Source organism: Mixta calida, assembly GCF_002953215.1.
Taxonomy (GTDB): Bacteria; Pseudomonadota; Gammaproteobacteria; order Enterobacterales; family Enterobacteriaceae; genus Mixta; species Mixta calida.
The window spans coordinates 3,128,897-3,149,265 of record NZ_CP026378.1; the positions used below are offsets into that span (position 1 = coordinate 3,128,897).

General features: G+C 57.5%; 20 protein-coding genes, 1 tRNA gene and 1 pseudogene. 8 read left to right on the forward strand and 14 right to left on the reverse strand.

What is annotated here, in order from left to right:
• Position 1 precedes the first annotated feature (1 nt).
• Genes ccmD through ccmA form a run of 4 tightly spaced genes read right to left on the reverse strand, consistent with a single transcriptional unit; the run spans position 2 to position 2,286 of the window.
• Entirely contained in the window at positions 2-229 is a 228-nt protein-coding gene (gene ccmD / locus C2E16_RS14855; protein WP_084971209.1) for a heme exporter protein CcmD, read from the reverse strand.
• A complete protein-coding gene (locus C2E16_RS14860; protein WP_038624977.1) occupies positions 226-969 on the reverse strand; it encodes a heme ABC transporter permease in 744 nt (247 codons plus the stop codon). Before C2E16_RS14860 ends, ccmD begins: the two co-directional genes overlap by 4 nt.
• Positions 970-1,009: 40 nt before the next feature.
• Positions 1,010-1,669, reverse strand: a complete 660-nt coding sequence (gene ccmB / locus C2E16_RS14865) for a heme exporter protein CcmB (protein WP_038624975.1) — start codon at positions 1,667-1,669, stop codon at positions 1,010-1,012.
• Positions 1,669-2,286 (reverse strand): cytochrome c biogenesis heme-transporting ATPase CcmA, encoded by a 618-nt coding sequence (gene ccmA / locus C2E16_RS14870; RefSeq protein WP_038624973.1) that lies wholly within the window; start codon positions 2,284-2,286, stop codon positions 1,669-1,671. The genes ccmB and ccmA overlap by 1 nt, the downstream gene beginning before the upstream one ends.
• A 242-nt stretch (positions 2,287-2,528) precedes the next feature.
• Between ccmA and C2E16_RS14875 the strand changes: the two genes are divergently transcribed.
• From C2E16_RS14875 to C2E16_RS14890, 3 genes are all read left to right on the forward strand, one after another.
• On the forward strand, positions 2,529-3,464 hold the full coding sequence (locus C2E16_RS14875) for a formate/nitrite transporter family protein (RefSeq protein ID WP_038624971.1): 936 nt from the start codon (positions 2,529-2,531) through the stop codon (positions 3,462-3,464).
• Between the two features lie 77 nt (positions 3,465-3,541).
• Positions 3,542-3,616, forward strand: a tRNA-Arg gene (locus C2E16_RS14880).
• A gap of 104 nt (positions 3,617-3,720) precedes the next feature.
• Positions 3,721-4,418, forward strand: a protein-coding gene (locus tag C2E16_RS14890; protein ID WP_233987823.1) for an IS1-like element IS1A family transposase whose coding sequence is annotated in 2 segments (ribosomal slippage) — positions 3,721-3,970 and positions 3,970-4,418 — 699 coding nt in all. Because the reading frame shifts where the segments join, the coding sequence is not laid out codon by codon here.
• A 66-nt stretch (positions 4,419-4,484) separates the two neighbouring features.
• On the opposite strand, the gene C2E16_RS14895 is transcribed toward C2E16_RS14890, so the two are convergent.
• On the reverse strand, positions 4,485-4,730 hold the full coding sequence (locus C2E16_RS14895; protein ID WP_038624960.1) for a hypothetical protein: 246 nt from the start codon (positions 4,728-4,730) through the stop codon (positions 4,485-4,487).
• A gap of 160 nt (positions 4,731-4,890) precedes the next feature.
• On the opposite strand from C2E16_RS14895, the gene C2E16_RS14900 reads away from it, so the two are divergent.
• Together C2E16_RS14900 and C2E16_RS14905 are read left to right on the forward strand one after the other, a co-directional pair.
• Positions 4,891-5,193, forward strand: a complete 303-nt coding sequence (locus C2E16_RS14900; protein WP_038624958.1) for a hypothetical protein — start codon at positions 4,891-4,893, stop codon at positions 5,191-5,193.
• Between the two features lie 266 nt (positions 5,194-5,459).
• On the forward strand, positions 5,460-6,686 hold the full coding sequence (locus tag C2E16_RS14905) for an L-lactate MFS transporter (protein WP_038629921.1): 1,227 nt from the start codon (positions 5,460-5,462) through the stop codon (positions 6,684-6,686).
• 57 nt (positions 6,687-6,743) lie between these two features.
• Here the strand turns inward: C2E16_RS14905 and C2E16_RS14910 are convergent, their stop codons facing one another.
• The 8 genes and pseudogenes from C2E16_RS14910 to C2E16_RS14945 form a co-directional block, all read right to left on the reverse strand.
• Positions 6,744-7,616, reverse strand: coding sequence for an SMP-30/gluconolactonase/LRE family protein (locus C2E16_RS14910; RefSeq protein ID WP_084970589.1), 873 nt, complete (start codon positions 7,614-7,616; stop codon positions 6,744-6,746).
• 90 nt (positions 7,617-7,706) lie between these two features.
• Entirely contained in the window at positions 7,707-9,101 is a 1,395-nt protein-coding gene (locus C2E16_RS14915) for a glycoside hydrolase family 1 protein (RefSeq protein ID WP_038624955.1), read from the reverse strand.
• A pseudogene (gene bglF, locus C2E16_RS14920) lies at positions 9,098-11,043 on the reverse strand (PTS beta-glucoside transporter subunit IIABC). Before bglF ends, C2E16_RS14915 begins: the two are co-directional and overlap by 4 nt.
• Before the next feature lie 126 nt (positions 11,044-11,169).
• On the reverse strand, positions 11,170-12,018 hold the full coding sequence (licT, locus tag C2E16_RS14925; protein ID WP_038624951.1) for a BglG family transcription antiterminator LicT: 849 nt from the start codon (positions 12,016-12,018) through the stop codon (positions 11,170-11,172).
• 1,296 nt (positions 12,019-13,314) lie between these two features.
• On the reverse strand, positions 13,315-13,596 hold the full coding sequence (locus C2E16_RS14930) for a putative periplasmic lipoprotein (RefSeq protein ID WP_038624949.1): 282 nt from the start codon (positions 13,594-13,596) through the stop codon (positions 13,315-13,317).
• 253 nt (positions 13,597-13,849) lie between these two features.
• A complete protein-coding gene (locus C2E16_RS14935) occupies positions 13,850-14,668 on the reverse strand; it encodes a hypothetical protein (RefSeq protein ID WP_244555307.1) in 819 nt (272 codons plus the stop codon).
• A 21-nt stretch (positions 14,669-14,689) separates the two neighbouring features.
• On the reverse strand, positions 14,690-15,142 hold the full coding sequence (locus C2E16_RS14940) for a universal stress protein (protein ID WP_084970590.1): 453 nt from the start codon (positions 15,140-15,142) through the stop codon (positions 14,690-14,692).
• A gap of 12 nt (positions 15,143-15,154) precedes the next feature.
• Entirely contained in the window at positions 15,155-15,937 is a 783-nt protein-coding gene (locus C2E16_RS14945; protein WP_038624943.1) for an IclR family transcriptional regulator, read from the reverse strand.
• Positions 15,938-16,101: 164 nt separating this feature from the next.
• Here C2E16_RS14945 and C2E16_RS14950 point away from each other — a divergent pair, with 164 nt between their 5' ends.
• The 3 genes from C2E16_RS14950 to ypdK all read left to right on the forward strand — a co-directional run bounded on the left by C2E16_RS14950 (position 16,102) and on the right by ypdK (position 19,009).
• A complete protein-coding gene (locus C2E16_RS14950; RefSeq protein WP_104951552.1) occupies positions 16,102-17,709 on the forward strand; it encodes an MFS transporter in 1,608 nt (535 codons plus the stop codon).
• A 2-nt stretch (positions 17,710-17,711) separates the two neighbouring features.
• Positions 17,712-18,740 (forward strand): HlyD family secretion protein, encoded by a 1,029-nt coding sequence (locus C2E16_RS14955; protein ID WP_084970591.1) that lies wholly within the window; start codon positions 17,712-17,714, stop codon positions 18,738-18,740.
• Positions 18,741-18,937: 197 nt separating this feature from the next.
• A complete protein-coding gene (gene ypdK, locus C2E16_RS14960) occupies positions 18,938-19,009 on the forward strand; it encodes a membrane protein YpdK (protein ID WP_103790920.1) in 72 nt (23 codons plus the stop codon).
• A gap of 44 nt (positions 19,010-19,053) precedes the next feature.
• Here ypdK and alaC read toward each other — a convergent pair whose 3' ends face one another.
• On the reverse strand, positions 19,054-20,295 hold the full coding sequence (alaC, locus tag C2E16_RS14965; RefSeq protein ID WP_038624936.1) for an alanine transaminase: 1,242 nt from the start codon (positions 20,293-20,295) through the stop codon (positions 19,054-19,056).
• Positions 20,296-20,369: the final 74 nt, after the last annotated feature.

Here is a 20,369-nt window from a genome sequence, read left to right on the forward strand (position 1 = left end):
ATTATTCTCCTGCCGCCTGGCTTGCGGCCTGTTTCATTTTTGCCGCCCTGATGCGGCGCTCACGAGCCTGATGCTGACGAACGCTTTTAAGCAGTTGACGACGCTGCCATGCGGTATGCGCCACCAGAATCATCAGCGAGCCCAGGGTAAAACAGACGGCCAGCCAGACGTAAAAGCCGTAGCCGCCCATGGCGAAAAAGTCGTACCAGGAAGAAAAAGCGGGTCTCATGCGGCGCGCCCTCCTTTATTAACCAGCGCGGCCACCCAGGGACGATGGCGCTCGGTCAGCAGAATAAGATTGCGCAGACGCATCAGCGTTAAGGTGATAAACAGCAGCAGATAACCAAGAATCGACCAGCGCAGCGGCGTGCGCATGCTCGGCGCGATCGCCTGTTGCAGCATGCCGGACGAGCCCTGATGCAGCGTGTTCCACCACTGTACCGAGAAGTGGATAACGGGAATATTGACCACGCCGACGAGGATTAAAATGCTGGCGGCGCGGCCCGCCATGCGCCGGTCGTCAAAGGCGTTGTACAGGGCGATGACGCCCAGATAGAGAAACAGCAACACCAGCTCCGAGGTCAGACGCGCGTCCCAGATCCACCAGGTGCCCCACATCGGTTTACCCCAGGCGGAGCCTGTGATCAGGGCGATAAAAGTGAAAGTCGCGCCCACCGGCGCCATCGCGGCGGCGGCCAGATCGGCCATTTTCATCTGCCATACCAGGCCAGTGAAGGCGGCGACGGCCATCGCGCTGTAAATGCCCATCGACCAGATGGCGGCCGGCACATGCAGATAGATGATGCGGTAGCTCTCCCCCTGCTGGTAATCCGCCGGCGCGAAGCCGAAGCCCCATCCCCAGCCGGTCAGCAACGTCAGTGCCGCCAGCAGCGCGCACCCGGGGACCAGTCGGCCGCTAAACTGATAGAGCCGTTCCGGCTTCGCCAGCTGATGTATCCATTTCCACATTGTTATTGCTCACGGTAAAAAATATAAATCGGTTCATCTCTTAATGGAGGCTGATACGCAGCGCCGCCGCCGTTGCGAACGGCGCCAGGCAGGCGCTGGCCGCCAGCATGGCGCCCAAAATCGCCAGGTAGCCGCCAATCGGCAGCCCCATGCCAGCCGCGTCAATCGCCGCGCTGGCAAAAATTAACACCGGCACCGCCAGCGGCAGCACCAGCAGGCTTAGCAGCACCCCGCCCCGCCGCAGCCCGACGGTTAACGCCACGCCGATAGCCCCCAGCAGGCTGAGCGTCGGCGTGCCGAGCAGGATCGTCAGCGCCAGCGCGCGCCAGCCGGCGACGTTAAGCGACAGCAGCAACGCCGCCAGCGGCGACAGCAGCAGCAGCGGCAGTCCGGTAATCAGCCAGTGCGCGATCACTTTGCCCAGCACGGTAACCGGCAGAGGCGTCGGCAGCAGCAATAGCTGTTCCAGCGATCCGTCGGCGAAGTCGTCGCGAAACAGCCGTTCCAGCGCCAGTAGCGACGAGAGCAGCGCGGCCACCCACGCCACGCCCGACGCAATGCGCGCCAGCAGCTGCGGCTCAGGGCCGATGCCCAGCGGGAACAGCGTGATCACGATTAAAAAAAACCACAGCGGGTTAATCACTTCCACGCCGCTGCGAAAAGCGATGCGCAGCTCGCGCTGTATGACGCGCCCCAGCATCAGAAAGGCTCTCCCGTCGTCAGGCTGATTTTGCGCAGCGGACAAGCGGCGGAAGGCAACGGCTGATGCGTGGTTAATATCACCATGCCGCCGTTTTGCGCATGGCGTACAAACAGCGCCATCAGTTTTTTTACGCCGTCGACGTCGATGGCCGTCAGGGGCTCATCCAGAATCCAGACCGGCGCCTTGCTAAGCCAGAGCCGCGCCAGCGCAACGCGTCGCTGCTGCCCGGCCGACAGCTGCGCCGTCGCCATCTCTTCAAAACCGAGCAGATCAACTGCCTCAAGCGCGGCGAAGCGCTGCGCTTCGTCGCAGTCGGCATGATAAAAGGCGAGATTTTCCAGCGGCGAAAGCACGGTTTTCACGCCGGGATGATGACCGAGAAACAGCAGGTCGCGATGCCACTGCGCGCGCTGTCGGGAAAGCGGCTCTCCCTGCCAGCGCACTTCGCCGCGTTCCGCGCTGCTAAGCCCCGCCAGCAGCCGCAGCAGCGAGGTTTTACCTGCGCCGTTAGGCCCTTCGATCTGAACGATATCGCCGTGATTAACCGCGAAACTGAGATCGCTGAACAGTACGCGTTCATCGCGTATGCAGGTCAGATTGGTGGCTTCCAGCATGAGAGGAAAATGTCGCACTATTGAATCGGGCCGCGATAATAACATAAGTCAGTATTACCCCGTAGCCTGACCACTGCTCAGGAAACCCTGGATCTGGTCAAATAACCTGCATCAGATCAATCTTTTGCCTAAAAAAACAACAGCATTAAAGCTTTGTTACTTTTTACCTAAAGTTACGTCACATTTTACTTACTTTAAAACTGGCTACGCTTAAAGGATTGTTCAACACCACTGGGGTTTATATGACGTCACAACAGCAGCAAGATAATGAAATCGAAGTTGAAAGCGAAGAGAAGGATCAGGGTGAGGAAATTGAGGTAGACGAGGAGCAGCTTCCTTCACGCGCAGCGGCGATTCATGAACAGATCCGCCAAGATGGCGAAAAGGAGCTGGAGCGTGACAGTCTGGCGCTACTGTGGTCGGCGGTCGCCGCCGGACTCTCTATGGGCGCGTCGCTGATGGCGAAAGGAATTTTTCAGGTGCATCTGGCGGGCGTGCCGGGCGCGTTTCTGCTGGAGAATCTGGGCTATACCTTTGGTTTTATCATCGTGATTATGGCGCGTCAGCAGCTGTTTACCGAAAACACGGTTACCGCCGTGTTGCCGATCATGCATAAACCCACCGGCGGTAATTTCCTTCTGCTGCTGCGCCTGTGGGGCATGGTGCTGTTAGGCAACCTGATCGGCACCGGGCTGGCCGCGCTGGCGTTCACCTGGATGCCGATATTTGATGAGCCGACGCGCCTCGCCTTTACCCATATCAGCGAAAAAGTCATGGAGAACTCGCCGGGAGAGATGTTCGCTAACGCGGTTATAGCGGGCTGGATTATCGCCACTATGGTGTGGATGTTCCCCTCATCAGGGGCGGCGAAACTGCTGGTGATCGTGCTGATGACCTGGCTGGTGGCGCTGGGCGACCTGTCGCACATCGTCGTGGGTTCGGTAGAAGTCTGGTATCTGGTGTTTACCGGCGCGCTGCCGTGGCAGGAGTTTATCTGGCCTTTCGCCCTGCCTACGCTGGCCGGCAATATTATCGGCGGCACCTTTATCTTCGCCCTGCTCAGCCATGCGCAGATCCGCAACGATATGAGCAATAAAGCAAAAGCACAGGCAGAAGCGGATCGGAAAAAAGAGACGCGCCAGCAGAAAAAAGCACAGGAAAACCGCAATCCACGGTAAAAATTGTCGAGAGAATAAGCAGTCAGGCGGGCAAGTGGTTAATTCGCGGAAGAAATTGCGCTATACTGCCCGCCGCCGTCCCCTTAGTTAAATGGATATAACGAGCCCCTCCTAAGGGCTAGTTGTAGGTTCGATTCCTGCAGGGGACGCCATCTCACCGTTCGCCACCTTCCGTTAAAGTTCACAAAACCCTTCTCCCATGGTGATGCTGCCAACTTACTGATTTAGTGTATGATGGTGTTTTTGAGGTGCTCCAGTGGCTTCTGTTTCTATCACCTGTCCCTCCTGTTCAGCTACTGACGGGGTGGTGCGTAACGGCAAAAGCACTGCCGGACATCAGCGCTATCTCTGCTCTCACTGCCGTAAAACGTGGCAACTGCAGTTCACTTACACCGCTTCTCAACCCGGTACGCACCAGAAAATCATTGATATGGCCATGAATGGCGTTGGATGCCGGGCAACCGCCCGCATTATGGGCGTTGGCCTCAACACGATTTTACGTCACTTAAAAAACTCAGGCCGCAGTCGGTAACCTCGCGCATACAGCCGGGCAGTGACGTCATCGTCTGCGCGGAAATGGACGAACAGTGGGGCTATGTCGGGGCTAAATCGCGCCAGCGCTGGCTGTTTTACGCGTATGACAGGCTCCGGAAGACGGTTGTTGCGCACGTATTCGGTGAACGCACTATGGCGACGCTGGGTCGTCTTATGAGCCTGCTGTCACCCTTTGACGTGGTGATATGGATGACGGATGGCTGGCCGCTGTATGAATCCCGCCTGAAGGGAAAGCTGCACGTAATCAGCAAGCGATATACGCAGCGAATTGAGCGGCATAACCTGAATCTGAGGCAGCACCTGGCACGGCTGGGACGGAAGTCGCTGTCGTTCTCAAAATCGGTGGAGCTGCATGACAAAGTCATCGGGCATTATCTGAACATAAAACACTATCAATAAGTTGGAGTCATTACCGCAGACGTAAACACCGCTTTCTGGCAGGCCGTCCAGGCCTGCCGATGTGACTTAGCGTGTCTGACGCCAGGCGTTCAGATTAACACGCTGTGGCTGGTTTATCGCTTTCCTTGCCAGCCAGTAAAGCAGTACTCTGTCATCATCTCCCTCATGATCGGCCATCGAAAGCAGTTTTAGCGAGAGGGTAGATTTGTTCACCGGTTGACTGGCTTCACTCAGTTCAACAACAGCCCGACCGATTAGACAGCAAACCTCATCCTCTTTTTGGAAAGTGGATTCATATGCTCGGTCTTTCATATTTCCTCCTCTGTGTAAATATCAAGTCTGGCACAGAGAATGCTTTCATGCCTAAACCATCTCGCCTGTGAAATATATCGCAACGCTTATTGAGGTTTGCTTGCGATTTCCTGCGGTGATTAGGCAAAACAGCGTGCGCTATGGCGCTAAAGGAGGGGCAATGTCGCTATGTTTCTACCGCCTGCCGCTGCTGGCGAGTTTATTATTCGGGTTGGCTTTCCCGCTTTATGCCGATCCGCTTACGCAGAGCAACCCAATGACCGACTGCCTGAACAGCCATATTCTGCCGCAGATGGGCAGCAACGCCACGCCGGAATCAGTGGTTAACCAGGCGTTTTTGCTCTGTAAACCTTTTACCGACGGCTGGCTGAGCGCTTATCCACCACCGCGTCGCCAGCAGCTTGAGCACGCGCTGCGTCAGTTTTACCTCGATAGGCTTAATGCCGCGCTGATGCGGCGCTGATCTTTTACCGGTCGCGCCACGCCCGCAACAACATTGAATTTATTTACCTTCTTTACCTGAAAGCTGCACTTCTCTAACCTGACCTCCTTGTTTTTAACACATTTTTTCTTTTAATTGTCTGCGCGCGTTAGCGTCGTCATGCCATTCATGCAGGCTCAGATGCAGTTCATTCCCTGTTAAAGGCCATTCATGTCGTTTTAACCCGCCGCTTTCCCGGCGCGCTTTATGATCGGCTTAATTCGATATTCCCCTGTGGGAGAGAAATGATGAGCAGAGCAACCCCGTCACACCCTAATCATCGCGTTCGCTGGCTAACCTTAGCCGGCACCATTATCACCCAGTTTGCGCTGGGATCGGTCTACACCTGGAGTCTGTTTAACGGCCAGCTGGCGCATAAGCTGGAGGCGCCGATCAGTCAGGTCGCGTTCTCTTTCGGCCTGCTGAGCCTGGGACTTGCGCTCTCCTCGTCGGTGGCCGGTAAGCTGCAGGAACGTTTTGGCGTGCGCAACGTTGCTATCGGCGCAGGGCTGCTGATGGCGATCGGATTTTATCTTACTTCGCAGGCCGATTCGCTGCTGATGCTGTGGCTCAGCGCGGGCGTGCTGGTCGGTCTGGCGGACGGCGCGGGTTATCTGATGACGCTCTCTAACTGCGTAAAATGGTTCCCGGAGCGCAAAGGCGTGATCTCCGCCTGCGCCATTGGCGCCTACGGTCTGGGCAGTCTTGGCTTTAAGTTTATTTGCAGCGCGCTGCTGGCCCGCTTCAGCCTGGAAACCACTTTTTTAATCTGGGGGGCGCTGGCGATGAGCATGGTGATCCTCGGCGCGCTGATGATGAAGGACGCGCCGCGTCAGCAGCCTGCGCAGCGCAACGGCGAATCCGCCGCGCGTGATTACAGCCTGGCGGAGTCGATGCGTATGCCGCAGTACTGGATGCTGGCGCTGATGTTTTTGACCGCCTGCATGAGCGGTCTGTATGTGATCGGCGTGGCGAAGGATATTGGCGAAGGTCTGGTGCATCTCAGTACCCAGACCGCGGCCAGCGCGGTAACGGTGATTGCTATCGCTAACCTGAGCGGTCGTCTGGTGCTGGGCGTGCTGTCAGACAAAATTGCGCGCATTCGGGCAATTACGCTGGCGCAGCTTGTCTCACTGCTGGGTATGAGCATTCTGCTGTTTACCCATATGAGCGAAACGACCTTCTTTATCTCTGTTGCCTGTATCGCCTTCAGCTTCGGCGGCACCATCACCGTTTACCCTTCGCTGGTGAGCGATTTCTTCGGTCTGAATAACCTGACGAAAAACTACGGCGTGATTTACCTGGGTTTCGGTATCGGCAGCGTGCTGGGATCGCTTATCGCTTCGCTGTTCGGCGGCTTTACCGTGACTTTTAGCCTGATTATGACCCTGCTGGTGGTTTCGTTGATTATGTCGATCATTATCCGCATGCCGCATAAACCTCAGGCTCTGCCGCAGGTATGGCAGCGCAGCTAAGCGACAGAAAAGCAGATTATTCATCATCGGGCGAGCCAGCGGCTCGCCCGATGTCGTTTAACCAAACAGCGGCTCCGGCTGGCCTGCCACCGGCATTCGCACGGCAAGCACGCTGCCTGACCAGGGATACTGCGCCAGCTCCTCTGCGGTACGATTCTCGCGCGAGCTGGTAATATAAAGAGTTTTCAGATCTTCGCCGCCGAAGGCCACCATTGTCGGCCAGCGTACCGGCAGCGGGATCTCATCCACGATTTCCGCCGTATGCGGATCGATGCGCACGATGCGCCCGCCGTCGAACAGCGCCGACCAGTAAAAGCCTTCTGCATCCACCGCCGCGCCATCCGGCATCAGGCCGTCGCTGAAACGACGGAACGCCTCCCGTTTGCCGATAGCGCCGGTAACAGGATCGAGTGAGTAGCGCCAGATGACGTGATGCGGCGTATCGCTGTGGTAAACCCAACGGCGATCGGGCGAAAAAGCCAGCCCGTTTGAAATTTGCACATCATCATCAACCACATGAAGCTGCAAATCTTTATCCAACAGACAAAGCTTGCCGCCGTTACGATCCTGCGGTTCCCACAGGCTGCCGCACCAGAAGCGGCCGAAAGGATCGACGCGCCCGTCGTTGAAACGGCTTTTGCTCGCCTCGCCGGGATTGTCGGCGATTTTGCGCTGCGGCTTCCCCTGCGCATCCAGGAACCAGATGCCGCTGCGCAACGCCGCCACCAGCCCGCCCTCGCGGCGCAGGCCGATACAGCCGACCTCTTCATGTTGCGGAAAAACCTGATGATCGCCGCTTTTTGGATCGAAACGATGGATGGCCGGCGCCAGAATATCCACAAACCATAATACCTGCTCTGCCGATGACCAGAGCGGGCATTCGCCCAGCTCGGCCTCAATGGGTAATACGCGCTCTACCTGCCAGTTCATTATGCTTCCTTTTTGCTAGCGGATTCGTGCATAAACTGTAGCGGAAATTAGCGCGGCGCGTCTTATCCCGCCAGAGAAAATCGGCCCTTTTCAGGGCGTCAGGCTGGCGCCGCCGCTGGCGATTACCTGCTGGTACCAGAAGAAACTTTTCTTGCGGCTGCGCACCAGCGTGCCTTCGCCCTGGTCGTCGCGATCGACATAGATAAAGCCGTAGCGCTTGGCGATCTCCGCCTTCGAGGCGCTAATCAGGTCAATCGGCCCCCAGCTGGTGTAGCCCATCACCTCAACGCCATCTTTCAGCGCCTCGGCGACCTGCATCAGGTGGTCGTTAAGGTAGCGGATGCGGTAATCATCTTCGATGCTGCCGTCCGCCTGCGGCTTGTCCTTTGCGCCCAGCCCGTTCTCCACGATAAACAGCGGCTTTTGATAGCGATCCCACAGCATATTCAGCAGCGTGCGCAGGCCGATGGGATCGATTTGCCAGCCCCATTCCGAACTGGGCAGATGCGGATTGGGCACCATGCTCAGGATATTGCCGCGCGCCTGCTGATTCAGCGCTTCGTCCGCCGTGACGCAGCCGCTCATGTAGTAACTGAAAGAGATAAAATCGACGGTTTCACGCAGCGCAAGGCGATCCGTGTCGGTAATGTCGATCTCGATGCCCTGCTCGCGCAGAAAGCGCAGCATATAGCCCGGCCAGGCGCCGCGACACTGCACATCGCCGAAGAAAAGCCAGCTGCGGTTCTGCTGGAGCGTTTCAAACACATCTTCCGGCTTGCAGCTCAGCGGATACATCAGGCCGCCCAGCAGCATATTGCCGATTTTAGCGTCGGGAATGATTTCGTGACACGCTTTTACCGCCAGCGCGCTGGCCACCAGCTGATGATGGATTGCCTGATAGATCTCCGCCTTGCTGCTCTCTGTGGGCAGTCCGACGCCGGTAAAAGGCGCATGCAGCGACATATTGATCTCGTTGAACGTCAGCCACAGTTTGACCTTGTGCTGATAACGCTGAAAAACGACGCGCGCATAACGCTGGAAAAAATCAATTACCTGACGGTTTCCCCAGCCGCCGTAGTTCTGCACCAGCCCCAGCGGCATTTCATAATGGGACAGGGTGACCAGCGGCTGAATGCCATGCAGCGCCAGCTCATCGAACAGACGGTCATAGTAAGCCAGCCCCGCCTCGTTCGGCTGTGTTTCATCGCCCTGCGGGAAGATGCGCGTCCAGGCAACAGAGACGCGCAGGCAGCGGAAACCCATTTCGGCAAACAGCGCGATATCCTGCGGGTAGCGATGATAAAAATCGATGGCGACATCCTTCAGCGACCAGTCGCCCTCGACGCGATCCACTACCGGCCCGAAAATCCCCTGCGGCTGCACGTCGGATGTCGATAATCCTTTGCCATCCTCCCGCCATGCGCCTTCAACCTGATTCGCGGCGATGGCGCCGCCCCATAAAAAATCATCCGGGAAACGTTTCATTGTGACTCCTCTGGCTCTTGATGCACGCCAAGAAAAGGCGCGCCTGCGTGAATCGTATCGCTGTCGGTCAGCGTAACGACCTGACTAAAATCTTCGCTGTTGCTGATCATCACCGGCGTGGTGAGATCGAAACCGGCATTAATGATCGCCTTACGATCGAAGGTCAGCAGCAGATCCCCTGGCTTAATCCGCTCGCCCGGCTTAACGTGTGCGGTAAAGTACTGCCCGTTGAGTTTGACGGTATCGAGGCCGACATGAATCAACACCTCAATGCCGCTATCGCTTATCAGGCCCAGAGCGTGGCGCGTGACGAACAGCGAGGCGACCTCGCCGTGAAACGGCGCCAGCACCGCCTCATCGCAGGGAACGATCGCCGCGCCGCTGCCTAACAACCCGCTGGCGAAGGTGGCATCGGCCACCTTATCCAGCGCCACAACCTTGCCGCTTAGCGGCGCGAGCAAGATATCGCTGCGGCCTGCTTCGGACGCAGTCGGCCTCTGCGCAGGTGAAAAGGCAATTAACGGATCTTCGGACGCCGTAGACGCAGAGGAAGGAGGAGAGATCTTATCAGACGTCGCGACGGGCAGTCCGGCGATAAAGGTCAATGCCAAACTAACCAGCAGCGCCAGCAGAACGCCGAGCGCCGCGCCCCAGACAGTGCTGTCGATGCCCGCTGGCGGGATAAACTGCGCCAGGCTGAAGATGCTGGCGAGGCCGAAAGAGTAACCGCTGGCACCGCAGAACCCCGTGACCGCGCTGCCCAGCGCGCCGCCGACGCAGCCGAAGATAAAAGGCCGTCGGTGAGGCAGCGTCACGCCATAGACCGCCGGTTCGGTAATACCGAACAGCCCCGCCGTGGTGCCCGATCCCGCCAGCACTTTTAGCTGGGCGTCACGGGTGCGCAGCATCACGCCGAGGCTGGCGCCCACCTGCCCCATCACCGCCGGCAGCACCAGCGGCATCAACGTGTCATAGCCCAGCACCGCCAGATTATTGATCATCAACGGCACCAGCCCCCAGTGCAGACCGAAAATCACGCACGCCTGCCAGATGCCGCCGATTACCGCACCGGCCAGCCAGGGCGCGAGCGTATAAATCGCCTGATAGCCGTGAGCCAGCGCCTGACTCAACCAGGTGGCGGCCGGGCCGATCAGCAGAAAGGTCAACGGAACGGTGATCATCAGGCAGATCAACGGCGTGAAGAAGTTCTTCACCGCGCCGGGCAATATTTTTCCGCATCGTTTCTCCAGCCAGCAGCTGACCCAGGCGGCAAAGATAATCGGCATTACCGAAGCGCTGTAGTTCAGAAAGGTCACGGGAATGCCGAGAAACCAGACGGTCGACGCATCCGTCTGCTGGCTGGCGTTGAACGCCTCGATCATCAGCGGATGCGCCAGCGCGCCGCCAATCGCCATAGTCAAGAAAGGGCTGCCGCCGAACTTTTTCCCGGCGGTATAGCCCAACACCAACGGGAAGAAGTAGAAAAGCGCATCGCTGGCGGCATACCAGATTTTGTAGGTTCCGCTGTCGGATTGCAGCCAGCCGCATGTTACGCACAGCGCCAGCAAGCCTTTAAGTATTCCCGATCCCGCCATAACGCCGAGAAACGGGGTAAATATGCCGGAAATGATATCGATCAGGCGGTTAAACAGATTCTCTGAGGGCGGGTTTTCCATCGGGGCGGAACGGACCTCACGACCGCCTTGCTGCTGGCGTACCGCCTGCCAGACCTCATTGACGTGATTGCCGATCACCACCTGAAACTGGCCGCCGCTGACAACGACCATAATCACGCCGGAATGCGCTTTCAGCACTTCGCTGTCAGCCAGTGCGAGGTCTTTCAGTTTAAAACGTAGCCGGGTGGCGCAGTGAACGACGCTGACGATATTTTCGCTTCCGCCCACCCCCTGATAATGTCCCTGGCGAGTTGTTGATACGGCATATTCCATTCCTCTGTGACAGCTGCTTGCGGGCAGCGGAATCCAAAAAAAAACCTGAAGGCAAACCCGGTCATCGGGGTTTGTCTTCAGGTTTTGCCTGCCGAAGCAGTAACAATCCGAATAGCGTTTTATCGGGCGCCTGGCTGATGGCTCTCTTTACGCACCCGTTCGATATGAATGGTCAAAAACATCTTCTCTTCATTGCTTAACGCACATTGATACTGCTGACGCAGGTGCTGCTCTACCTTTTCCGCGCAGCGCCAGGCGCTGGCATAATTCTCTTTAACGGAACGATAGAGCATCACATCGTCATCGTTAACCAGAACGCGGCCCAGCATACGCTGCGCGAAAAATTTCAGGTGCGTCACCAGTCGCTGGTAGCTAAGCGCTTGCTGGTCATACTCCAGCCGCAGCTGATATTTCACAATATGCAGAATATCCTGCATGACACGCGTGATATGCATGACTTCAGGCATTTCGCCGTTCAACTGCGCATTAACCAGATGCAGTGCAATAAAGCCTGCCTCATCTTCCGGCAGCACCACGCCGAGCCGCTGATGCAGAATATCCAGCGCTTCCAGGCCGATGCTGAACTCCCGCGGGTAGAGCTGTTTTATTTCCCACAGCAGCGCGTTCGGCAATGGAATGTTTTCTTTATGCCTTTCGATGGCGAAAAAGCAGTGATCGGCCAGCGCGATACAGAGATTGTCCTGTAGCCTGCCGAGGCGCTGACGCGCAAGTTCCGTAATGCGATCGCAGGCGGTCAGCACGTCCGGCGGGATCTGACTCATCAATTCCGTCATACGGGCGACCAGCGCATCATCCTGGCGGGCGAAAATTTTTTCAATTTTGCCCTTATCGACGCGATCGCCAGTCCGCTTCTGGAAGCCGAGACCGCGTCCCATAACGACCTGCTCGCGTTGCTGTTCATCCAGAACGATCACTACGTTGTTATTCAGCACTTTAGCGATCTTCATACTGTCCTTAAAAACAAAAAAACCTGACCTCCGGCACAGGCCAGAAGATCAGGTTTTGCCTGCGGGTGCAGTAACAATCCAGCGCCTTTACTCTACCCGCTTTGTCCTGTCGCTCAATACGCTAATGGTAAAAACGTGAAGCCGATCGCCAGCAGGCAATAAATAGCATTGCCTCGCGGGCGCACGTCAGCGCGTTCTTTTAATGTTCGCCGGTACGCAATAAAAAAACAGAATCGGTCACGCAATAATAAGATGAAGCCGTTCAGCCTCAGGACGTTAAAGATAAAGTTTACGCTGCCCGGCGATGTACAGGGCGGCACAATCATGTCGGGACGAGCGAGGGTTACCCGAACATGAAAATGACAAACGTTGATTAATAACAACTAAAGCCAAATAGATGGCGATAATCACCAACCACAGAAAACTGACAGCAGTAAATTCCATTGCATCTATACCCGTCATACTTCACGTTGCATGTGCGTTGGCTGCGCTCGTTCACCCCAGTCACTTACTTTAATAAGCGCCTGGGGATTCGCTCCCTTGCCGCCTTCCTGCGACACGAATTATTTAGGGTATAAAGCCAACGTGGAATAAATAGTTATAAATAAGTTAATTTTCATGATGTTAAAATAAATCGGCAACTTATAACCAACGATTTCTCGCCTTACGTCAGGGATGTAACATCATAGTCTGTTGAAGGGATGCAGAATTTTCTTAAGCGTGTACAGATGATGCTTTAATATTCCCATAACGCAGAGGCGCAGCGATAAAGGCGGGTAGTAAATAGCGATAGAATAATTTGGACATCAAATGAGAATGAGAATATCAGATATATTGCCTTTCAGATAATTCTTGCCATTATGAGCGGGCATTCGGCTGATTCCTATATTTTCCTTTGGCACTTATCCTCTACTCTTATTCGCAATGAAACATTTGTAAATAATTGCCTAATTAACTCTACAATGGTGACGTTATTCCTTCACTTTTAGATCGTAATGTTACGTTCATTAAGAGAAAGAAGGATTTCATGATGAGAATAATGATAAAAAGTGCTTCTGTTCTGGCCATTGTCAGCATGCTAAGCGGTTGTATAATTGCTCACGACCGCGGGCCCGGTCCGGGCTGGCATCACGATCGCGGGAATCATCACGGCTGGCACCATCACCATCGCGGATGGTAAAAATTCTAAACAGGCGCGTCACAGCAATGCGTCTCGCGGGCAAAGCCTGCACACAGCAATATAATAAATATAAAGCAAGAAAAGTTGGGCGAGAATATTCTCGCCCTTTTCTTTTATCAGCCTTTCAATGCGTAATTACATTGATACCAGGCGGTTTTCAGCCCGGGGATATTGCTGTCTTTCGGAGGCAGCGGATCGACCAGGTCAAAGCCTTTTGCTTCGCAATAGCGCGCCACATCGAGCTCCATGGCCGTTTTATCCACTTTCTGCGGTTGATAACGATACTGCACGGTATGCGAAACGGGATCTTCGTCAACACGCTCAAAGGCGCCTGGTTTGTTGGACGTACAGCCTGCTAATAAAAACAGCGCCAGAGCGCCGTAAATTTTACTCTTCATTTATCTTCCTTATGCTGGTGCGGCATCTTAACAGGCAGGCATGAACGTACAATCGGAATCTCCCTCAAAGCGGCACGGCTTAGGGCGGTTTTGCCAATTGAATCGATTCAGATTAACAGTTAGTGCTGTTACCGCTAAGGTGCGATTATCTCTTCAGACGCCACAATGTCTGTGCCATACACCAGGTTTATTACTATAAATATCAATAATCTGCTTATTCAACGCCCGCGCATTGCGGGCATTTTTTTATCTGTTATCCGGCGTTGGCGCTAAGCATCATACGCAGAATATTGGCGGATTGTTTGTGCGGAAGTGCGAGGATAGCGCGGTAGAGATCGATGGTCATATCACACATCTTTTGCCGGTTGACATGGGCGTCAGCAGGCGCGTTCAGCCATTGCAAATCGCTGCCCCACTTCAGGTAAAGTTGCTGCACGACATCGTTAAGATGCTGGTGAGCGGCGCGTAAATCAACAGGCCGCTCCGGTCCGACGCTGTCCCGCAGCAGCTGCTCTATTCCATTCAGATCGTCCTGGACCAGACTTTCCGGCAGTGCATCATTCAGGTTAACGCCGCCTCCGACCTGCGGAAAAAGAAAGCGAAAGCAGAGCTGTACATCACGGGCGCGCAGGCTTTCCATCTGTCGGAGCGATACGCTGATATAGTGATTGATCGCCTCATCGCCGGCGTGGCCAATACGCTGATTAAGGAGATCGGCCAGCATGGCGCGTGATGCGCCCGTGGCCTGGGAGGGCGAAGCGCCAGCACGGATCTCCGTCGCCAGCTCCGCGTTTAGCTGACGCCACAGCGCCGGTTCCTGCTGCTGTACAATACGGTAGCCCGGCAGACGCCGCATCTGCTGCTGCGCCGCATCAATCCGCGCCTGCAGAAGCCGCTCCGGCAATATCACGTAACGGTAAAGTCCCAGCGCGCCGCCGAGGGCCAGGGCGCCAAAAAGAATGAGCAGCAGGACAGTCCGCCCGGCAAGCCGCTTCTGTCGGAATAAACGCCACAGCGACAACAGCAGCGCCGCCAGTAAAACGGCGGCGATAATAAAATAATGCGTCAACATTGGCTTCCCGCGCGATGGCGTTTACTGAGCGCGCACGTCGACCAGCACCGGACAATGCGCGCGCTCAATGACCGCCGCGCTGACCGATCCCTTTAACAGGCGATTAAACGGCGAAAGATGACGCCGTCCCATAATGATCATCTGCGCGTCCAGCGCGGCGGCCTGCGCGACGATCGTTTCCGCCGATTCGCCTGCTATCACGCGTCCGCGCGCTTCAATGCCTGCGCCCAGCAGCTGCGCCAGCGCATGACGGATCACCAGCTCGGCGGTGTTCTGTTCATCCAGCGCCGCGCCAAAATCAGCCGGATCTTCTCCCGCGGTAATTTCCAGCGGCTCGCCGTAGGTGGCGTAGGCGGGATCGATGCAGCAGAGCACCATGACCTGCGTTTTTAACGCCCGCGCCTGCTCCGCCGCCAGCGACACCACTTTTCGGGAGACGTCCGAATTATCAATTGCCACCAGTATCATTGCCATATTGTCTGTTCCTCAGTCATGCGCCAGATGTTTGCCGATTTCGCGCGTCATCGCTTCTTTACATTTTAGTATTTCATGGCGATAGAGCGCCTCATTCTTCTGGAAGCGCGCCGCCGGCACCAGCAGCGAAACAGCAAAACGGCCCAGCAGGGTATCGATCGCTACGCCCATGGTGGAGATGCCTTCCAGCGTTTCACCGCGATCGAAGGAAACGCCGGTTTGTCGGATCGCTTTCAGTTGCCGCAGCAGCTCCGGCAGCGTTTTAATGGTGTTCTCTGTGATGGCGTCCCAGGATTCGCCTACCAGCGTGCGCACATCCTCATCGCATTCCAGCGCCAGCAGCGCGCGTCCGCCGGAGGTGCTGTAGAGCGGCAGGTTCAGCCCCATTCTCGGCACCACCCGCAGCTCGCGGTCGGCCACGATAAAATGCACGATCGCCAGCTGCGTGCCGCTGGCGCGCGCCAGCGAGACCGTTTCGCCGGTGGCGTCGCTCAACGCCTGCAACGCCGGACGCGTCACCTCCACCACATCCGTATGCACGCTGGAGATCAGACGCAGCAGCGCCGGCCCCAGACGCACGCCGCCTGCGCCATGGCTGCGCACCATTTGGGCGGCATCCAGCGCCGCCACGATACGCTGCACGGTAGAGCGCGGCAGCTCGACCGCCTGCGCAATCTCGCCCAGGCTCATGCCGCCGGGGTGTTCTCCCAATGCGTTAAGAATATTGGCTGCGCGTGCAATAACCTGGATGCCGCCCGTTTTTTCATCGTCACGATGATGCGGTTTTTCAGACATGATCTTCTCTTTCCATGAAAGGCGCCGATACTGTAGCGCGTTTTATCGCGCTTTCCCACCCTGTACCACATTGCAATACATCTAATCACAATGTAAGATTGCGCGCCTGTTGCATCGCATCCCGATACACCACCTCATTATAAGAAGACAATGGAGTACCTGCTATGAACGGTCAGCCTGCCGCTGCACCGGCTCCCCACCCTTTTACCCTGCGACTGGCGCTGGGGCTGGTTGGGGTGCTGATCGCCGCGCTCTCGTCCGGCCTGAACGATCGCGTCACTGATATCGCGCTGGCGGATATTCGCGCCGCGCTGGGCATCAGCTATGACCAGGGCAGCTGGCTGATTGCGGGCTATCAGGCGGCGGAAGTCGCGGCGATGATGATCGCCCCCTGGTTCGCCGTTACGCTCTCCCTGCGCCGATTCGCGCTTGCCGTGGCGTTCGGCTTCGGCCTGGTCGCGGCGCTGCTGCCTTTTGTCACGCACTATCCGCTGTTTCTGGCGCTGCGCGTGCTGCAGGGCATCTTCGGCGGCGCTCTGCCGCCGCTGCTGATGACGGTCGCGCTGCGCTTTTTGCCGCCGCCGTTTAAGCTTTACGGCCTGAGCGCCTACGCCTTAACCGCTACCTTCGGACCGAATATGGCGGCGACGCTGGCCGCGTTCTGGACCGACAGCGTCGGCTGGGCATTTGTCTTCTGGCAGGTGATCCCGGCGATGCTGATCGCCATGCTGCTCATCGGCTGGGGCATCCCGCAGGACCCGACACGCTTCGAGCGTTTCCGCCAGATCGATCTGTTCGGCATGGCGACCGGCTGTAGCGGCGTGGCGCTGCTGGTTCTGGCGTTAAATCATGGCGAGCGGCTCGACTGGCTCAGCTCGCCGTTGATTGTCGGCATGCTGCTGACGAGCGCGGCGCTGCTGATCGTTTTCCTGATTAATGAATGGTTTCATCCGCTGCCGCTGTTCCGGTTACAGATGCTGTCGCGTCCCAACTTTACCCACGGACTGCTGACGCTGGCGGGCGTGCTGCTGGTCGCGCTATCGGGATCGGCGCTGCCCTCGGCTTATTTTGCGCAGGTGGAGGGATTCCGCACCGCGCAGTTTGCGCCGCTGGCGCTGGCCATCGGCGCGCCGCAGCTGTTGATCGCCCCATTTATGGCGATGCTGCTGAACATTCGCTGGCTTGACTGCCGTTGGATGCTGACCTGCGGCGCGCTGCTGCTGGCGGCGTCCTGCATCATGGGTTCGCAGGTGACGACCGACTGGGCGCGAGAAAATTTCTGGCTGATACAGACGATGCAGGCCTTTGGCCAGCCGATGATGATCCTGCCGGTGCTGATGAGCGCCACGTCGGTGGTGCAGCCGCCGGAAGGCCCCTTCGCGTCCGCGATGTTCAATACCGTACGCGGCTTTTCCAGCGTGGCGGCCGGGACGCTGGTGGAGTGGTTTATCAGCCATCGCGAACAGTTCCACTCTCATATTCTGCTCGACGGCGCAGCCAGCCGCGGCTGGCTGCTGAGCGCCCCTTCTGCCAGCGAAGCCAGCGCCACCGCGCCGCTGCTGCCCGACGGCAGCATCAGCACGACGGAAAATATCGGCCGTTTCGCCACGCTGGTTAAGCATCAGGCGCAGGTGTTAAGCATCAGCGACGCCTACCTGATGCTGATCGCCTTCGCGCTGCTGCTGATCCTGCTAACCGCCTGGCTGCCGAAGCGCGTCTGGCCGCCGCAAACCTTATTACAACAACCTGTTACGCCGAAACCGGGAATCTGATGATGTCTTTTACACCTGCTAAACGCACCGGCCTGCTGGCGGTGCTGCTGATCGTTCTACTGGCTATCGCCTTCTTTATCTGGTCCGCTATGACGCGCGCCGACTATCGCACCGACGACGCCTGGGTGACCGCTGACTATACGCTGGTGGCGCCGAAGGTTTCCGGCTACATTCGCGACGTGCGGGTGCGCGACAACCAGCAGGTAAAGGCGGGCGACCTACTCGCCACGCTGGATGACCGCGACTACCGCGTGGCGCTGGAGAGCGCCGAAGCCAACCTGCAACTGAGCGAGGCGAAGCTCGCTGGTATACAGGCGCAACGTGAACAACAGCAGGCGGTGATCGCGCAAAACAGGGCGGCGGTAAACGCCAGCCAGGCGACGCTCAGCTACGCCGGGCAAAACGCCGAGCGCTATCGCCGCCTGTTGCAGAGCGGAACCGCCACCGCCGACGAGCAGCAGAAAGCCAGCTCGGCGATGCGCTCCGCCACGGCGCAGGTTGAGCAGAACCGCGCCGCCGTGCTGGCGGCGGAAAAACAGACCGCCATCCTGCTGGCCGCTCAGAAGCAGGCGGAAGCGGAGATCGCCGCGGCTAAAGCGGCGGTGGATCAGGCGAAGCTGAATCTTTCTTATACGCGCATCGTGGCGCCGATCGGCGGCATGGTGGGACAGCGCGCGCTGCGTCAGGGCGCTTACGTCTCCGCCGGCACGCACCTGCTGGCGCTGGTGCCGTTGCAGCAAAGCTACATTATCGCCAACTACCTGGAAACGCAGCTGACTGATGTGAAGCCGGGCCAGCCGGTTGAAATCGCCGTCGACGCCCTGCCCGGCCATCGTTTCCACGGACGCGTCGACAGCATCGCGCCGGCGACCGGCGCCACCTTCTCGGCGATCGCGGCGGACAACGCCACCGGCAACTTCACGAAAGTGGTGCAGCGCCTGCCGGTGAAGATCGTGCTGGACGCGCAGCAGTCCGACCTGGCGCGCCTGCGCGTCGGTATGTCGGTGATCCCGGAAATTAAGGTGAAGTAAGCTGGCGAAAAGCGCGAATTGCGCCTATTTATTTTGTGATCGAATCCGCGTAAATTAGCGCGCGATCCCGTTCTGAGTTGCTCAGGGCTACCGGGGAGCAGCGTTGCCACACTGAAGAATGGCATCCTGTTCCCGTTCTGTTCGCGTTGCGCTGGCCGGGGATCGCCATCGTCGTAACCGCTCAGAGGAGTTTTCAGGTGAAATACGCGTTGATGGGAATCTCTTTTTTCCTGTTAGTCTGGGTTGGCACCTTCGTGCTGATGCTGTAACCGTGCGGAAATGGGGGCGACGTCGTGCGTCGCCCGATTTACCGCTACGCCTGCGGCGTTTCGCTGCTTTTCATCGCGCCCGGCGCTAAGATGCCATCGGCACGAAACATCGCTTTAATGCCCCGCACCGCCTGCCGTATGCGATCGCTGTTTTCAATCAGCGCGAAGCGCACATGAGTATCGCCGTAGTCGCCGAAGCCGACACCGGGCGAGACGCAGACTTTCGCCTCCTGTAACAGCCGTTTGGCGAACTCCAGCGAACCGAGATGCGCGTACTGTTCGGGGATTTTCGCCCAGACATACATCGACGCCTTCGGCATTTCCACCATCCAGCCCGCCTCATGCAGCCCTTTCACCAACACGTCGCGCCGCCGCTTATACTGCCCGGCGATATCGCGCACGCACTGCTGATCCCCTTCCAGCGCGGCGATGGCCGCCACCTGCAATGGCGTAAAGGTGCCGTAATCGTGGTAGCTTTTGATGCGCGCCAGCGCTGCCACCAGCTCTTTGTTGCCAACCATAAAGCCAATGCGCCAGCCCGCCATATTGTAGCTTTTCGACAGGGTGAAGAACTCAACCGCGACGTCGCGCGCGCCCGGCACCTGCATAATCGAGGGCGCCTTCCAGCCGTCGTAGACGATATCGGCATAGGCGAGATCGTGCACCACCAGCACGTTGTACTGCTTCGCCAGCGCAATCACGCGCTCGAAAAAATCCAGCTCGACGCACTGCGCGGTAGGGTTAGAGGGAAAACCGAGGATCATCATCTTCGGCTTCGGGTAGCTTTCGCGGATCGCCCTTTCCAGCTCGTTAAAGAAATCGACGCCCGCCACCAGCGGCACCGAACGCACCTGCGCGCCGGCAATTACCGCGCCGTAAATATGAATGGGGTAGCTGGGATTCGGCACCAGCACGGTGTCGCCGTGATCGAGCGTCGCCAGCATCAGATGCGCCAGTCCCTCTTTCGAGCCGATGGTGACGATCGCCTCCGATTCAGGATCGATATCGACCGCATAGCGATCGGCATACCAGCGGGAGATGGCGCGACGCAGGCGTGGAATGCCGCGCGAGGTAGAGTAGCCGTGGGTGTCATCGCGCTGCGCCACCTGACAGAGTTTTTCCACGATATGCGGCGGCGTAGCGCCGTCCGGGTTGCCCATGCTGAAATCGATAATATCTTCGCCGCGCCGACGCGCAGCCATCTTCAGCTCAGCGGTAATGTTGAATACGTAAGGGGGAAGGCGTTCAATACGGGAAAAACGACGAGACGAGCTGTTATCAGCCATAGCATCCTCTGAAGTACGTAAGCGCCCGGACCGTCCGAGCGACGCTGACCACCGATGTGGTCGAAGAATGAACA

Coding starts and splice junctions, on each gene's coding strand:
- ccmD (WP_084971209.1), bottom strand. CDS start 229: ATGAGACCCGCTTTTTCTTCCTGGTACGACTTTTTCGCCATGGGCGGC.
- C2E16_RS14860 (WP_038624977.1), bottom strand. CDS start 969: ATGTGGAAATGGATACATCAGCTGGCGAAGCCGGAACGGCTCTATCAG.
- ccmB (WP_038624975.1), bottom strand. CDS start 1,669: ATGCTGGGGCGCGTCATACAGCGCGAGCTGCGCATCGCTTTTCGCAGC.
- ccmA (WP_038624973.1), bottom strand. CDS start 2,286: ATGCTGGAAGCCACCAATCTGACCTGCATACGCGATGAACGCGTACTG.
- C2E16_RS14875 (WP_038624971.1), top strand. CDS start 2,529: ATGACGTCACAACAGCAGCAAGATAATGAAATCGAAGTTGAAAGCGAA.
- C2E16_RS14895 (WP_038624960.1), bottom strand. CDS start 4,730: ATGAAAGACCGAGCATATGAATCCACTTTCCAAAAAGAGGATGAGGTT.
- C2E16_RS14900 (WP_038624958.1), top strand. CDS start 4,891: ATGTCGCTATGTTTCTACCGCCTGCCGCTGCTGGCGAGTTTATTATTC.
- C2E16_RS14905 (WP_038629921.1), top strand. CDS start 5,460: ATGAGCAGAGCAACCCCGTCACACCCTAATCATCGCGTTCGCTGGCTA.
- C2E16_RS14910 (WP_084970589.1), bottom strand. CDS start 7,616: ATGAACTGGCAGGTAGAGCGCGTATTACCCATTGAGGCCGAGCTGGGC.
- C2E16_RS14915 (WP_038624955.1), bottom strand. CDS start 9,101: ATGAAACGTTTCCCGGATGATTTTTTATGGGGCGGCGCCATCGCCGCG.
- licT (WP_038624951.1), bottom strand. CDS start 12,018: ATGAAGATCGCTAAAGTGCTGAATAACAACGTAGTGATCGTTCTGGAT.
- C2E16_RS14930 (WP_038624949.1), bottom strand. CDS start 13,596: ATGAAGAGTAAAATTTACGGCGCTCTGGCGCTGTTTTTATTAGCAGGC.
- C2E16_RS14935 (WP_244555307.1), bottom strand. CDS start 14,668: ATGTTGACGCATTATTTTATTATCGCCGCCGTTTTACTGGCGGCGCTG.
- C2E16_RS14940 (WP_084970590.1), bottom strand. CDS start 15,142: ATGGCAATGATACTGGTGGCAATTGATAATTCGGACGTCTCCCGAAAA.
- C2E16_RS14945 (WP_038624943.1), bottom strand. CDS start 15,937: ATGTCTGAAAAACCGCATCATCGTGACGATGAAAAAACGGGCGGCATC.
- C2E16_RS14950 (WP_104951552.1), top strand. CDS start 16,102: ATGAACGGTCAGCCTGCCGCTGCACCGGCTCCCCACCCTTTTACCCTG.
- C2E16_RS14955 (WP_084970591.1), top strand. CDS start 17,712: ATGTCTTTTACACCTGCTAAACGCACCGGCCTGCTGGCGGTGCTGCTG.
- alaC (WP_038624936.1), bottom strand. CDS start 20,295: ATGGCTGATAACAGCTCGTCTCGTCGTTTTTCCCGTATTGAACGCCTT.